Origin of the sequence: Aerosakkonema funiforme FACHB-1375, assembly GCF_014696265.1 — a bacterium.
GTDB classification, from domain to species: Bacteria; Cyanobacteriota; Cyanobacteriia; order Cyanobacteriales; family Aerosakkonemataceae; genus Aerosakkonema; species Aerosakkonema funiforme_A.
Map to the genome: position 1 here is coordinate 41,451 of NZ_JACJPW010000053.1, position 14,699 is coordinate 56,149.

The following is a 14,699-nucleotide window of genomic DNA, read 5'->3' on the forward strand; positions in this document are numbered from 1 at the left end:
CGCCCGAATGCTTCGCCCCTACAAAGTCTCTATCCTGTAGACGATCGCACTCCAAAATGCCAAAATAAAAAAAATTATACATCTATATATAATGCAAATCCTGCACCTAGACCTAAAACAAGTAGCAGGCGAATATGTAGAACTGCGTTATTTTCTCGATAACCCAAACCAATATCAAAGACGACAACTTCCCCTCACAGAAATCGCTGACTTACTGAACTTAGCCGAACAGGATTATTATGTTCGCCTAGCGGAGGACTACGCCAAAACCGGACAAAAGCTGTATAACTGGTTAGATGGGAGCGATCGCTTTTTCCAAAGACTCCTCAACCAACATCAGCGAGACGGCATAGTTTTAGCCATTGCGACAGCCGAAAACCTCGCCCATTTGCCTTGGGAAGTGCTGCACGATGGAAACAGTTTTTTAGTGCAGAAAATACCCGGAGTTGTTCCGGTACGCTGGTTATCATCCGATGCAGTCAAGAAATTAACCATCGAAGCGACACCGGAAAATCGGGCGTTGAACCTGTTATTTATGGCAACATCGCCATTAAAAGTAGAACCGATACTCGACTTTGAGGCGGAAGAAGGTCGAATTTTGGAGGCGACGGCGCAAGCTAGACAACACTTAAATTTAATAGTAGAAGAAAGCGGTTGTTTGTCCGAGTTGGGTTATTTAATCGATAATTACGGCAAAGGATATTTTGACGTATTCCACCTCACAGGTCATGCTAACCTAACCGATGCCGGGGCGCGTTTTGTTACGGAAACCGAAATTGGCGAAGCTTACTATGCGACGGCGGAAGATATCGCCAAAGAGTTACAATTCCAAATGCCTAAACTAATTTTCCTCTCAGGTTGTCGCACTGGACAAGCGGGGAAAGTTGGCGCAGTACCTTCGATGGCGGAAGAATTGCTGAATTTGGGTGGGAAAGCGGTTTTAGGTTGGGGACAAAAAGTTTTAGATTCAGAAGCGAAGGAAGCAGCAGCAACTTTATATCAAGAGTTAGCGGCGGGAAAGCAAGTTACGGAAGCTGTTGCTTGTACTTACCAAACTTTAATTAAAATCAAAGCGCGAGATTGGCATTTGTTGCGGTTGTATGCAGCAGAGAGTTTACCGGGAAACTTAGTCACGTCTTTGAGAACGAGGGGAAGAAAACTTGCGCCTCCCGCTTCCGTTGCTACGGAGTTTTTAGACACGACGGGAAAGGTAAAAGTCCCGAAACGTGAGAGTTTTGTCGGTCGTCGCCGTCAGTTACAATCTTGTTTGCGGGCGCTAACTCAATCACCCGAAGAAGTGGGAGTATTGATTCATGGGATGGGTGGTTTGGGTAAGAGTAGTTTAGCAGCTAGGTTATCTGACAGATTACCCGATTTTGAGCGAATTGTTTGGGTAGGGCGCATCGATGAACCCAGTTTAGTGAATCGTTTGGCGGAAAAGTTGGTGGAATTTGAAGAATTGCAGAAAGTAGTACAAAAAGAAGATCAGGAATTGCGATTTCGCTTAACGCGGGTGTTTGGGAAATTGGAAGAAAAAGGGGAAAAGCCGTTTTTGCTGGTGTTGGATGATTTTGAGGATAAAAATTTAGAACCGCGTGATCGTGGGTATGTGCTGAAAACGGAAGCGGCGAGAGTTTTAGAAGCGTTAGTTTGGGCGATTCGGGAAACTAACTCGCGTCACCGTTTAATTATTACCAGTCGTTACGATTTTGAATCTACCCAGTTGCGGTATTTTTATAAGCAACCTTTGGATGCACTACAGGGGGCAGATTTAAGAAAAAAGTGCAGTCGCCTCGCTGCTTTTAGTGGGGAAGTTAAGGTAGATGAGGCGTTGCAGTCGCAAGGGAAAAGATTGGCAGATGGAAATCCTCGGTTGTTGGAATGGTTGGATAAGGTACTGGGGAATTCTGGTAAAAGTGGGATGAGTGGCGCTGGTTTAGAACTTCTTTCCATTGAAAATGTATCGGAAATTCTCACCAAAATGGAAGGCAAGCGGATTGACTTGCGGGAACAGGTTTTAGCTAAAGCTTTGCTGGAACTGATGGATGAACCGATGCAGGAAATGTTATCACGGGGACTGGTGTTTGAGTTACCTGTACCAAAAGCGGCGCTAACGGCTGTTTGCGATTCTATCCCGAATTTGTCAGGGCAGATAAATCGGGCTGTTGCTTTGGGATTATTGGAAGTTAGTCCTGATGCGTCGCTACGAGTTCCGCGCATTTTGCCTTTAAAGTTACCGGAAAATGGGGAAAGTTTGAATCGGCTTGCTGCTGAGGTGTTGTATCGTCTTTGGTGGGAGGAGTCGGAAACTTCTACTGAGGAACAACGGCTAGAAATTCATCGGTTGGCGTTGCGAGGAAATGTAGAAAATATTGCTGTTGAAATGGCAGCTACTCTAGCAAGATATTGGAAGAATAGAAGCAGATTTCGAGAAGCTGTACAGTTATGTAAATCAACTTTAGAAATAGCTGAAAACTATCGAATTTTGCATGAGTTAGCTAGATCTCAGCAAGAATTAGGCGAGGTTATTCAAGCAAAAATCTATTATCAGCAAGCCTTAGATAATTGTCTAGCAGAAGACGAAACAGAGAAAGCAGCAATTATTCACAACCTGGGGTATCTCAAAGCCAACACCGGAGACATTGCTGGTGCGATCGCACTTTACGAACAATCTTTAACTATTACTGAAGGTATCGGCGACATCCAAACTAAAGCGGCGACTTTGCACGAACTGGGAAGACTCAAAGCCAACACCGGAGACGTTGCTGGTGCGATCGCACTTTACGAACAATCTTTAGCTATTAATGAAAGTATCGGCAACCTCCAAGGTAAAGCGACGACTTTGCACGAACTGGGAAGACTCAAAGCCAACACCGGAGACATTGCAGGGGCGATCGCACTTTACGAACAATCTTTAGCTATTACTGAAGGTATCGGCGACATCCAAACTAAAGCGGCGACTTTGCACGAACTGGGAAGACTCAAAGCCAACACCGGAGACATTGCAGGGGCGATCGCACTTTTTAAACAATCTTTAGCTATTACTGAAGGTATCGGCGACATCCAAACTAAAGCGATGACATTACAATGGTTAGGATGGTTAGCTGCTACCGAACAAGGAGACTTTGAAACAGGATTAAATTACTTACAGCAATCTCTAGAAATATTGCAGCATATCCAATCTCCCGGATCTGAAACAGTGAGGGAAATCATTGCCAGAGTTCAACAGTTAGCAGACAGTAAATGATACTAAATCCCTCTTTATCCTCTTCGTTTTCTTCTTCGCGTCCTTCACGTCTTCGTGGTTCAATTAAAGTTATTTTTAACCACAGATGAACACAGATGAACACAGATGGGGTTTTTGGTTGGTATCAGACATTTGGCTTTTTTCAACGCAGATGAAAGCAGATAAACGCGGATGAACGCAGATGGGGTTTTTGGTTGGTATCATCAGTCAAATTATGGCTCCACCTCTCCACACAATCTTAGAATATCATTAATAATCTTGTCATTTAACCACATTCCTTGACTTTGAAGCATCGCAATAATCGGTGCAACAGAATCCAGATAACCTCTTTGTTTTGCTTTGACTAAAATGCCAAGTGTGCCAGTATATTTCAACTTATATAAATCGGCGATTCGACGAGCTAATTTATCATCAAAAATCAATAAAGGATCGGAAATTTCCAACCCAAGCGCCAATACTTCTGCTTCACCTTGTCCTAAATCAATTACAGCAGGTATAAGAGCAATTGACGCAACTGGGCGAACCTCAATCCATTCGAAAGAATTGATTTCAGGAACATTTACTCCTAACAACTTTCCAGCTTCTAACTCTTGCGGTACAGCAGTAGGAACTGTAACTTTACCGTACAATTGTTGAAGTAATTGTAATTGTCCTACTTGATGAAGATACAACAATGGCGATGTGTTAACAATGACTGTAGTTTCAGGCATTTTGCACATCTCGCTCTAATTCTTCCGTTGTTAAAGAAAACGGCGATACCTGATATTTTCCTAGTAAAAGCAGAAATTGTACTCGCGGCATTCCTGCTAACTGTGCAGCACGTCCCGATGATAATTTACCCAATTCAAATAGTTTAACAGCCGCTAATATTTGCATTTCTCTAGCAATCGTTGCGGGTGTTTCTTTCAGGCTAATTAATACTTCTTCGGGAATTTCGAGTTGAACTGTACTCATAGTTAATTCTAGAGTTGTATATATTAACATTGTAGCTTAAAAAAGTATTCGTATTATATAGTAAGGGCGGGTTTTGTTAAGAGATTGTTTATTTGACACAAGGTTTATCTGCTAAACCCGCCCCTACAATCAGATCGCTTTTTCATTTTCTGCATCTTCAAAGACTACATCTTCATACAAAAGTTCGATTCCACACCGAAAATCCACGCTACTTAAATAAATTTCCTCTCCTTCTGCATAAGTAGAAAGTTCCCAACTTCCTTTTTCATTCAGTCGAAAACATTCTACCATCATTTCTTCCGCACTTATTAAAACGTATTCTCTCAGAGTGGAAATACGACGATATTGTTGGAATTTTTTACCGCGATCGAAACTTTCCGTACTTGGCGAAAGTACCTCCACAATTAAACAAGGATAATAAATTGCTTTAATAGCTCGTTTATCCCTTTCATCGCAAGTTACCACTACATCATGATAGTGAAAAGAACCATTTTCAGATACACCCAATTTAGCACCTATCATAAATACTCTACACCCTTTACCTCTGGTATGCGAGTTGAGGGCTGAAGCTAAATTAATGATAATCGAATTATGCCCAAGCGCCTCCTTACTCCTCGCAAAAACTTCGCCGTTAATATATTCGTATTTAATTGGTTGTTGTTCTTCCCAGTCGAGATATTCCTGGGGAGTCATAAATTTGCGATCGGGATTGACTACCATAGTAAAACTCCTGCTTTAGTTGGGTAAATTTTAAATGCGATCGGCTATTTATATCAATTAAACAATGTTCTAAAGTTTTGATGTTTTATTATAGCAAATTGCCGATATTTTGGCTATGATTAGAAGCAGTAATTAATAGTGCGATCGACTTAATTAGAGGTTGAGAATGATTCAGGAATATATTCAGAAAGCGATGGAAACGGCACACTACGAAATGCTTGAAGAAGGTGAAGGCTTTTATGGCGAAATTCCTGGTGCAACTGGTGTATGGGCAACAGGTAGTACGTTGGAAAGCTGTCGCAAGGAACTATTAGAAGTGCTGGAGGAATGGATACTGATTGGGATTGCTATGGGTCATCAATTGCCGGAATTCGACGGCATAACCTTAAAAGTCGAATCTGTTGCCTAATGCCCAAATTTTTCCGTTTATTTTTTGGTAATTGTATAAGGTTACGCTAATTTGAGGGTATTAAATAATGCCACCTTTTGGCCCGATCTCCCGCCGCGACTTGATTGCAGCTTTGCGTGCTGCTGGCTTTGAAGGCCCATTTTCAGGGAAAAAACACCAATTTATGCTCAGGGATGGTCTCCGAGTTCGTATTCCCAACCCACATCAAGGAGATATTAGAGAGAGTTTGCTAGGAAGAATTTTGAAACAAGCAGGAATTTCACAAGATGAATGGCAAAATTTATAGAGGAATAAAGCTAAAGATAATTACCAACTAAATATGGACTGCACTACCCCATTAAGAGGGTAACAAGGTGACTTTATCGAAAAGCTTAAATTTCCGCATTTGTTGGGTTGTGAAAAGGAAGGTGAAGGTATGTAGTTGCGCTTTAGCGCTAAAGCGCAACTACGTACCTAATAATTAACTATTCCACCGTTACCGACTTCGCCAAATTGCGAGGTTGATCCACATCTAAACCGCGACGTGCTGCAATATGATAAGCCAATAATTGCAGAGGAATTACCGTCACAATTGGAGAGAGAATTTCATCTACCATCGCTACCGGTAAAAGGCGATCGAATATTTCTGCTGCTTCTCCCTCATCCTTCGGCGTTACCCCAATTAACTGGGAATCGCGGGCTTTGGCTTCCTGGGCGTTGGAGAGAACTTTCTCGTAATTAACGCCACCGGGCATAGCAATAGCCACCACAGGTACTTTAGCATCTAATAATGCGATCGGCCCGTGTTTCATTTCCCCAGCCGGATAACCTTCCGCATGAATATAACTGATTTCCTTCAGTTTCAGCGCCCCCTCCAAAGCAATTGGGTAATTAATTCCCCGACCGATAAAGATAAAATCTTGAGTATCCACAAAACCGTGGGCTAACTCTTCGATATACCTCTCCTGAACCTCTAAAATCATTTCAATTTCCGCAGGAAGCAAGCGCAAACCCTCCAGAATTTTCTCTAGAGAATCAGCAGACAAAGTTTGGCGGCGATAAGCCAAATCTATTGCCAAACAGTAAAACGCCACTAACTGTGCAATAAATGTTTTAGTTGCCGCCACGCCAATCTCAATCCCCGCGTGAGTATCGATGAGGTGAGATACTAACAAACCGAGAGAACTTTCAGGGCGGTTAGTAATCCCCAACAGTCGCGGTTTAAATTGCGGCGGCTGATTCATGCGACGCTCTTTTTCCATTGCCAAAGCAGCTAGAGTATCTGCTGTTTCCCCTGATTGGGTAACCCCAATCGTCAGGGTATTTGGCATTAGCGGTGGCGGTGCGTAGCGAAACTCAGAAGCGTACTGTACTGTGGTGGGAATTCCCGCTAGTTGTTCCAGCAAATATTTACCAACTAAACTAGCGTGCCAACTTGTTCCGCAAGCCACAATTTGAATTTGCTCTAAGTCTGTATAAAGTTCCGCAGGCAGAGACAAGTTAACTGGCGGCTTACCATTAGAAGAATGCCAATCGCTGTTTAAATATGCTTCCAAACAAGTCCGCACTACTCCCGGCTGTTCGTAGATTTCTTTGAGCATGAAGTGACGGAAACCCTGTTTTTCGACTAGGATGGGGTTCCAGTTGAGCGTGCGGGGAGTTTTTCTGAGCCTGTCCCCTGCAAAATTGTAAACCTCAACTCCCAGGGGCGTCAGGCGAGCGAGTTCGCCATTTTCCAGTGTCAGCACCGTGCGAGTATAGGGTACGATCGCCGGTGTATCCGAAGCGCAGAAAAACTCTCCCGATCCGAAACCGATCGCCAAAGGAGCCTGCTGTCGGGCTACGATCAACTCATCGGGATAATCTGCACCGATAACTGCGATCGCAAAAGCCCCCTCCAGTTTATTCACAGCTTGTCGCACCGCCTCCACTAACCGAGACGGAGAGTGGGCGGGAGTGGCAGTCGCAGATTGGGCTAAAAATTCCGCAATTAAGTGGGGAATTACCTCTGTATCCGTATCCGAACGGAATTTGTGTCCTCTGCTTTTGAGTTCTTCGCGCAACTCCCGATAATTTTCAATAATGCCATTTTGCACCACCGCCACTCGCATGGCAGTATCCATATGAGGATGTGCATTATACTCTTCTGGCTTGCCGTGGGTAGCCCAGCGTGTGTGTCCGATGCCAATTTGGGCTGGGTTTTCATTACCTGCTAGTTTTTCCCGCAAGTTCTGAAGCTTCCCCTTCGCCCGCACGCAATGAACATCACCCTCCCAAACTGTGGCAATGCCAGCAGAATCATACCCCCGGTATTCCAGTTTTTCTAATCCTGCCAATAAAATTTCGCTAGCTGCTTGGGTACCTATATAGCCAACGATTCCGCACATTTAGCCGCAACTCCTATACTTCGATCGCGATCGTCTCATAAGACGTACTTGCTCAAAGCTACTGAGCTATCCGGATAACGTCAAGCCTGAATGAGGGACGAGCGGGGGAGTGGGAGCGTAGGGGAGCAGGGGAGCGGGGGAGCCACAGAAAATGTACATAATGGTTCCGCCTTTCCCCCTTTTCGCCACACCCTCACTCCTCCGGATATCCTAGCCCCTATCGGCTGCATAAGGGGCAAATTAGCCAAACACCTAGTCAAGAGCGAAAACAGGCCATAAAAATCGCACAATCTCCACTCAACACTAGGCATTTAGCAGTCAGTACCAAAGAAGTTGTCTAGTATGCTAAGCCCATACTGCGAGTCGTTTCAGCCCCCAGGTAAACCCGAATGCTGAGAAAGTCAGTAGGACAAGCAGTTTCGCACCGCTTGCAGCCTACGCAGTCTTCTGTACGGGGAGATGAGGCAATCTGGGCGGCTTTGCAGCCATCCCAGGGAACCATCTCCAGTACGTCAGTTGGGCAAGCCCGGACGCATTGAGTGCAGCCAATGCAGGTATCGTAGATTTTTACGGAATGAGACATGGAATAAAGACTCCAAATGAAGGCTCAACAACTGCAAGTATCTGCTTTGGGCAGATTTGAACGATAAGCTTCTCAGGATCGAGACTTAGTTTACCGCAGGGCTTTCAGCCACTTGTGCAAAAGTCAGCAAAACTTTAAAGAACGTAATACACGCTCATGACCCAGCGGGGGAGCGGGGGAGCTAAAAGTCAAAAGAAAGGGGTTAGGGGTTAGGGGCTAGGGATTAGGGAGACGGAAGAGGGAGAGGGAGACGGAAGAGGGAGAGAGAAGAGAGAAGAGGAGGAATTTTTGAATGATTGACTTTCCCTAACCCCTAATGCCTAGCCCCTAATGCCTAGCCCCTAACCCCTAACCCCTCTCCCTCTGCTTGCCTGAGATTTTTACGAAAACTTAAAAATTACTTGCTGTTGCGATCGCTTACTCTTAATCATTTTGAGGTTATGCTGCATCCAGCCAGAACTATACGCCGAAATTGAAAATAGTAAGTTTGGCTGGACATAAAATCCTCATACTTTTGGTATCTATCTTAGGGTAGATATAATCGATAATCGTGTTAATCTATACTAGCTTTCTTGTGAAAATTACTGGCACAAATATACCGCTAGAAATGGCTGGTATACTTCCCATTTTCATCTAAAAAACGATCGCAAAGTCAAAAAAAATAATTTTTTGGAAGTGGGAACCCAGTCTTTTAAAACACCGTCAATTCGGGGTAACGTATCTACCCTTCTGTACTCAACAGAAGCACAGAAGATAAAACGTTGTCAAAATTTATTTGCGGGAGAGAGATTGTATGTCGTTAAGTGTGAAAGACGTTTTTGACGAAGGTTACTACAGCAAAAAGTATAAGAAGGAGATCGACAAGGCCAAGAAAGAAGGGAAAGTCAAGGATGCCAAAGAACACTACGAGAAAATTGGCAAGAAGGAGGACTTTAACCCCTGCGAAGCGATTGATGTTGTCAAATACCGGGAACAGAATAAAGATGTTGACGATGCGATTAAAGCAGGTGAATTTGGCGAAGCCACAGCGATCGATCACATTCTGAAGATCGGCGACAAAGAGGGGCGCGGGCTCGGTACCGATTACTTCAATGTCAAAGGATATGCGGAAGCTAATCCGGATGTAAAGGATGCCGCCTCTAAAGGTGAAGTCGGTTACTTGGAACACGCCATTAAATATGGAGAAAAAGACGGTCGCAGTGTCGGCGCTGGATTTGACGCCAAGTTTTATGGTAAGAAAGACGATGTTAAGAAAGCGATCGAGAAAGGAGACGTCTCCAGCTCCTTCCAGTACTACATTACAAAAGGTGCGTCCGCAGGCGAAATCCCCAACGCCTACTTCGATCGAGAAGAGTACCTAAAGCAGAATAAAGATGTCGCCGACGAAGTTACAAAAGGGACTATTACAAATGTGTTCCAGCATTGGAATGCCTATGGAACCAAAGAGAATCGTGCCTTTAACCCCCTGATCGATGTCAATCTGTACCTACAAGAAAATAAAGATGTCGGTGACGCTGTTAAGAGTGGCGAATTCACCGTCTACCAACACTTAGTTACCTTTGGGTTAAAAGAAGAGCGTACTATCAGTAAGAAGTTCGACTTCAAACTTTACAAGGAACTGAATGAAGGCGTACAAGATTCCCTCGACAAGGGTAAATATACTAACGCCTTCGAGGAATACCTTTTGGAAGGTAAAGATAAAGGTTACATCGCATCTCCTGACTTTGATGGTGCTACCGACAAAGAAGGTTTGCTCAAAATTGCCTTGGAAGGAAGCGGTACAGGTAGTGGCAACAAGCAAATCATCATCGCTACCGATGACGAAGATGTTTTGCTCGAAGTTGAGGAAGGCAAAGGTGCCGGCGTCCTCATCGGTGGCAAGGGCGACAACCTGATGATTGGTGGAAAAGAAGATGACGTACTCATCGCAGGTGAAGGGAGCGCTTACCTAATTGGTGAGGCAGGTAACGATGTTCTCTACGGTGGCTCTGCCGATGCTTATCTCTTCGGTGGCGATGGCAATGACGTATTGATCGGCGGTAGCAAGAGTACTGTCCTTTATGCCGGTACTGGTAAAGATACCCTCGTGGGCGGCACTGGCAAAGACACTTTTGCGATCACTAACAGCCCGAAAGATACCAAGAGCAGCAGCGACACCATGTCCGGTGGTAACGGCACCGATACTATGTCCGGTGGTAACGGCACCGATACTATGTCCGGTGGTAACGGCACCGATACTATGTCCGGTGGTAACGGCACCGATACCATGTCCGGTGGTGGCAGCACCGATACCTTAACTGGTGGTAACTACACCATCTACAACTTCGATGCAGAAAAAGACAAGTTATGTGTAGCTGACTTTGGCTATGGGGATGCAGAAGAGGTGTTGGACGACATCCTCAAGAGCGGTCAATCCAGCAGCGGTACTTACTTCACCGTCTTTGAGTTCAGCAAGGAATACAAAATCACCCTGTTCAGTAATGGCGAGCTGACTGCGGACAACATCACAGTCGGTACGAACGGGCTACCTTCTACTAAGCTCAGTTCTAAGATCGAAACTGGGGACTATGAAGCGATCGCTAAGATTAAGGGTCTGCCTCCCGGACTCGCTATGCAGATCGATAAGGGAATGAAGTCTCTCGATGAGCTTCCTCCTCCTTTTAGCGGCAGTGGAAGTGATGTCGTCGGTGGCGGCGGCACCAATCCGATGATGGGTGGTGGAATGATGGCTGCAATGATGTAAGACTTGCTCAAAGTCTTCAGGGTTATCCCCTGATGCCAAGAATCAGGGGATTTCTACAAGCAGGATCGGAAAATTTAGGCGATAGGTCATTCATCCCTCTTTTGCGATCGCACTTTTACCGAAAATTGGTGCGATCGCTTTTTGTTTTCGAGGTTAATATTTGTAAACAGCTTCGCTTGTTAAACCCAACAGTTCATGCTTACCCGAATCAAAAACATCGCCACCAAACTAGCACCGCGTCTGATTGAAATTCGCCGCCATATCCACTCTCACCCAGAATTAAGCGGTCAAGAGTACCAAACAGCTGCTTATGTGGCGGGAGTTTTGTCTTCCTGCGGTCTCCACGTTAAAGAAGCAGTTGGCAAAACCGGAGTCATCGGCGAACTTGAGGGTAAAAAGGAGGATGCTGGACTGCTGGCAATTCGGACGGATATGGACGCCCTACCCATTCAGGAACGCACTACCCTCGATTACGCCTCTCGCGAAGCGGGAGTTATGCACGCCTGCGGTCACGATGTTCACACTACAGTCGGTTTGGGAACGGCAATGGTTCTCGCGGAACTGGGAGAAGAGTTTGCGGGTAATGTTCGCTTCCTGTTTCAACCGGCAGAAGAAATTGCCCAAGGTGCTAACTGGATGGTGCAAGATGGGGTGATGGATAAGGTACGCGGCATTTTTGGCGTTCACGTTTTCCCGACGATTCCGGGGGGGTCGGTAGGCATCCGGTACGGTGCTTTAACAGCAGCGGCAGACGATCTGGAAATTATTATTATTGGTGAATCGGGTCACGGCGCTAGACCTCACGAAGCGATCGATGCTATTTGGATCGCTGCACAAGTAATTACTACTCTCCAACAAGCGATTAGCCGCACGCAAAATCCCTTGCGCCCGGTAGTGCTAACTATTGGTAAAATTTCTGGCGGACGTGCGCCGAATGTGATTGCCGATCGAGTGAAGTTGCTGGGAACTGTGCGATCGCTGCACCCAGAAACCCGTCAAGCCTTACCTGGCTGGATCGAACAAATTGTCGCCAATGTCTGTCAGGCTTACGGTGCTAGCTATGAATTAAACTACAGGCAGGGCGTGCCGGGTGTGCAAAACGATCCTCTCCTGAATCAGATGTTGGAAACGGCGGCAAGGGAAGCTTGGGGAAGCGATCGCGTCATTATTTTACCCGAACCTTCATTAGGCGCGGAAGACTTTTCTCGTTATCTCGAATACGTTCCCGGTGCGATGTTTCGTCTCGGTGTCGGCTTGAAAGACAAACAAAATTACCCCCTACACCATCCTCAGTTTGAGGTGGATGAATCTGCGATCGTTACCGGTGTTGTCACTCTCGCCTATGCTGCCTGCAAATACTGGCAGGATAATTAATTACTCCCTGACCGCGCAAAGAATATGTATGCTTTGGGGGGAGTGGGGGAGCGGGAGAGTGGGGGAGAAAAGAACAACAGGTAACTTGCGATCGATCGTCTTACGGCGGTCAGGGAGTAAAAATTAAAAATGAACGCCCAATTATGTTTAATTTTTAATTAAACTTTTTCAATAGTGATATTACCAGGGTTAAATTTATATTGGTTTTTTGGATTTACCTCTCTGAAGATATACCCAACGAGAAGGAATCAAGCCAAATTGCTCTAATTCCTCAGAGGGATGCAGCGCATCCTTGCTTTTATTTAAGGTACTGGTAATGCAAAAATGGAGAAATATTCGATCGTATGGCATCACCTACACCACTTCTCGGTACGGATTTGATCGACTGTGCTAAAGCCAATGCAAAGCAGGGAATTGAAACCGCTACTCATCTGTGTGGCTATGGAAAAGATGTGAATACTTTTCAGAAAAAACTACAGCAAGCTTGTGAGGATATAGGGGTAGAAATTCACGAATTGAGTGATTTGATTACAGATCGACAAACAGTAAAAGAAAAAGGGGGAATTGAAATCGCACCTGAAACGCCAACAGAGCTTTAATAGGAAATTCCCTTCATCCATATGCCCGTTATGCTAAGGCCAGAATGGGCAGCGAGAACAACCTTGTATTTTCTGGATTGGTGTAATTATTCACCGTAGGGCAGTCAGCCGTCAGCTAATGCGACCGAGAGCGCCTAAGTTTCCGTAGCCTTTGTTAAACTGCTTCGAGTCAATTCCTCCCAAAGCTCTGGGCTGATACCTGACAGCTGAATGCTTACGGATTGGTTGAGCTTTTGCGGAAATTAAGCTAGGTTAAAGTAATCCCTGTCTCGATATGGCTCTGAAAACCCCAACAAGCAAATGGAAACTACTGATTGGCAGAATATAATAGCGGTCACTCTGGCGATCGTCATTGTCCTGGGCGCATTTTTGATGATGTTCACAAACGTTTGGACTCCCAAAAAAAAGAAATAAAGTCTACCTCGATCTCTCGTGTCCTATCCAATTTATTTATATGATTGATTTGAATACCTTATCTGAGTTTTCACGCGCCCACTGCGTTGCTATTTGTGCGTTTTTGGTTCCTGCAAACTTGGTTTTGACTTTGCAGACACTGATTCTGGCAGTACTCGATCGCCCGCAAGTGCAGATAGCTGGAGCTGCTGTAATTGCCTGGATTCCTGCTTTATTGATGATACTGCACGTATTTACCTGGTGGGCGATCGGGGTGGTCATGGCCCCTACCTACATCCTGCTGTGTCTGGGAAGTATTTGTCTGGTCATCAATATCTGGACGATCGCCCGTCCCAAAAGCATCAGTCGATGGTTCGGTATAATGCGATCGAAAGCTGCGATCGGCTTTGGATTCGAGAAATAAGATGAGCAAGGGGACGCCCCCCTGTTCTCGCAATAACCGCGCTATGTGCTGAAAATGACCCATCTGCACCAAATTTACTTTCAGTAAATCTTTTACTTGTGATCTGAATCACTTATATTTGTTAGATCCAGTCACGTTATCCACAGTAAATACATCACTAAATTTTTATATTATTATCACATTTACATTAACTCATTTATCACTGAGAGCCCCCAATCAATACCGGATATTATATAGTGTTCAGTTCAGGCGAATGCTATGGGTTCTCTACTTAAAATTATAGGCGTATTTAGTTTAATTGTGGGAGTTCAATTTGTATATGTCGAATCCAGCTTAGCAACGATAAGCTCCGGCAAAGCGATGCAGCTAGAGAATTACGAGCCTCCCAATCAAGGTAGCCCCGACTCCAGCCAAGGTGCGGGAACGCGCTAAAGAGTAATTATAAATCAATAATTATTATTTGTTCCCGTTCGTTTATGATTAGCTACTGGTATATTATCCTCGTCTCAAATATTTAAATAAATCGCTACAGCATCGCCAATTTATAAATTGATATTCAACTGATTTCGCAGCGTTGACAGGGGCGTTTCCCATAAAGTATTCCACTGAATGCCAAATAAAGGTTGCGCTTGTTGTCCTAGCAACCAACCCTTGACCGAAAAGCGAGACGCAAGCCCCTGGCTTTAGACATGGGGATAAGTCGATAAGCGACTTTAGTCGCCGTCTCGATTTCCGTTTAGACTCGAATTGCGTTAAACTAATTGACGTAGAGGTTTTCCAAGTTAAATGATAGTTTGAGAATTTAAAGCTCAAGGGAAAACAACTCAATACCAAGCCATTGATGAAGCAATTAGGACTGCTCAATTTGTGCGAAATAAATGTCTCCG

The 14,699-nt window shown here is 44.8% G+C and carries 14 protein-coding genes and 1 pseudogene; 9 read left to right on the forward strand and 6 right to left on the reverse strand.

All coding sequences use genetic code 11. The features are described 5' to 3' along the window. Window positions 1-91: 91 nt before the first annotated feature. Complete coding sequence (locus tag H6G03_RS20465) at window positions 92-3,247, forward strand: tetratricopeptide repeat protein (RefSeq protein ID WP_190467552.1); 3,156 nt, start codon at window positions 92-94, stop codon at window positions 3,245-3,247. A 212-nt stretch (window positions 3,248-3,459) separates the two neighbouring features. Here the strand turns inward: H6G03_RS20465 and H6G03_RS20470 are convergent, their stop codons facing one another. The 3 genes from H6G03_RS20470 to H6G03_RS20480 all read right to left on the reverse strand — a co-directional run bounded on the left by H6G03_RS20470 (window position 3,460) and on the right by H6G03_RS20480 (window position 4,921). Beyond that, a complete protein-coding gene (locus H6G03_RS20470; RefSeq protein ID WP_190467555.1) occupies window positions 3,460-3,957 on the reverse strand; it encodes a DUF3368 domain-containing protein in 498 nt (165 codons plus the stop codon). Then, window positions 3,950-4,201, reverse strand: a complete 252-nt coding sequence (locus H6G03_RS20475; protein WP_190467558.1) for a UPF0175 family protein — start codon at window positions 4,199-4,201, stop codon at window positions 3,950-3,952. Before H6G03_RS20475 ends, H6G03_RS20470 begins: the two co-directional genes overlap by 8 nt. A gap of 129 nt (window positions 4,202-4,330) precedes the next feature. Further along, complete coding sequence (locus H6G03_RS20480) at window positions 4,331-4,921, reverse strand: Uma2 family endonuclease (RefSeq protein ID WP_190467561.1); 591 nt, start codon at window positions 4,919-4,921, stop codon at window positions 4,331-4,333. A gap of 166 nt (window positions 4,922-5,087) precedes the next feature. Between H6G03_RS20480 and H6G03_RS20485 the strand changes: the two genes are divergently transcribed. After that, complete coding sequence (locus H6G03_RS20485; protein WP_190467564.1) at window positions 5,088-5,330, forward strand: type II toxin-antitoxin system HicB family antitoxin; 243 nt, start codon at window positions 5,088-5,090, stop codon at window positions 5,328-5,330. Window positions 5,331-5,397: 67 nt separating this feature from the next. Continuing rightward, window positions 5,398-5,616, forward strand: a complete 219-nt coding sequence (locus H6G03_RS20490) for a type II toxin-antitoxin system HicA family toxin (protein ID WP_190467568.1) — start codon at window positions 5,398-5,400, stop codon at window positions 5,614-5,616. 178 nt (window positions 5,617-5,794) lie between these two features. Here H6G03_RS20490 and glmS read toward each other — a convergent pair whose 3' ends face one another. From glmS to H6G03_RS20505, 3 genes are all read right to left on the reverse strand, one after another. Further along, window positions 5,795-7,696: a glutamine--fructose-6-phosphate transaminase (isomerizing) gene (glmS, locus tag H6G03_RS20495; RefSeq protein WP_190467571.1), complete on the reverse strand. Its 1,902-nt coding sequence runs from the start codon at window positions 7,694-7,696 to the stop codon at window positions 5,795-5,797. A 337-nt stretch (window positions 7,697-8,033) separates the two neighbouring features. After that, window positions 8,034-8,279 carry a photosystem I iron-sulfur center protein PsaC gene (gene psaC, locus H6G03_RS20500; RefSeq protein WP_015175986.1) on the reverse strand — a complete coding sequence of 82 codons (246 nt, stop codon included), beginning with the start codon at window positions 8,277-8,279 and terminating at the stop codon, window positions 8,034-8,036. A 799-nt stretch (window positions 8,280-9,078) separates the two neighbouring features. Further along, complete coding sequence (locus H6G03_RS20505) at window positions 9,079-9,447, reverse strand: hypothetical protein (protein ID WP_190467574.1); 369 nt, start codon at window positions 9,445-9,447, stop codon at window positions 9,079-9,081. On the opposite strand from H6G03_RS20505, the gene H6G03_RS20510 reads away from it, so the two are divergent. The 6 genes and pseudogenes from H6G03_RS20510 to H6G03_RS38175 all read left to right on the forward strand — a co-directional run. Further along, window positions 9,439-11,022 carry a calcium-binding protein gene (locus H6G03_RS20510; RefSeq protein ID WP_190467576.1) on the forward strand — a complete coding sequence of 528 codons (1,584 nt, stop codon included), beginning with the start codon at window positions 9,439-9,441 and terminating at the stop codon, window positions 11,020-11,022. The two genes, H6G03_RS20505 and H6G03_RS20510, sit on opposite strands and share 9 nt — an antisense overlap. A gap of 195 nt (window positions 11,023-11,217) precedes the next feature. Beyond that, a complete protein-coding gene (locus tag H6G03_RS20515; RefSeq protein ID WP_190467578.1) occupies window positions 11,218-12,396 on the forward strand; it encodes a M20 family metallopeptidase in 1,179 nt (392 codons plus the stop codon). 344 nt (window positions 12,397-12,740) lie between these two features. Beyond that, window positions 12,741-12,995: a hypothetical protein gene (locus H6G03_RS20520; RefSeq protein ID WP_190467583.1), complete on the forward strand. Its 255-nt coding sequence runs from the start codon at window positions 12,741-12,743 to the stop codon at window positions 12,993-12,995. A gap of 454 nt (window positions 12,996-13,449) precedes the next feature. Continuing rightward, window positions 13,450-13,812: a hypothetical protein gene (locus tag H6G03_RS20525; protein WP_190467586.1), complete on the forward strand. Its 363-nt coding sequence runs from the start codon at window positions 13,450-13,452 to the stop codon at window positions 13,810-13,812. Between the two features lie 258 nt (window positions 13,813-14,070). After that, complete coding sequence (locus tag H6G03_RS20530) at window positions 14,071-14,244, forward strand: hypothetical protein (RefSeq protein WP_190467589.1); 174 nt, start codon at window positions 14,071-14,073, stop codon at window positions 14,242-14,244. 366 nt (window positions 14,245-14,610) lie between these two features. Further along, a pseudogene (locus H6G03_RS38175) lies at window positions 14,611-14,699 on the forward strand (transposase); the annotation flags it as partial.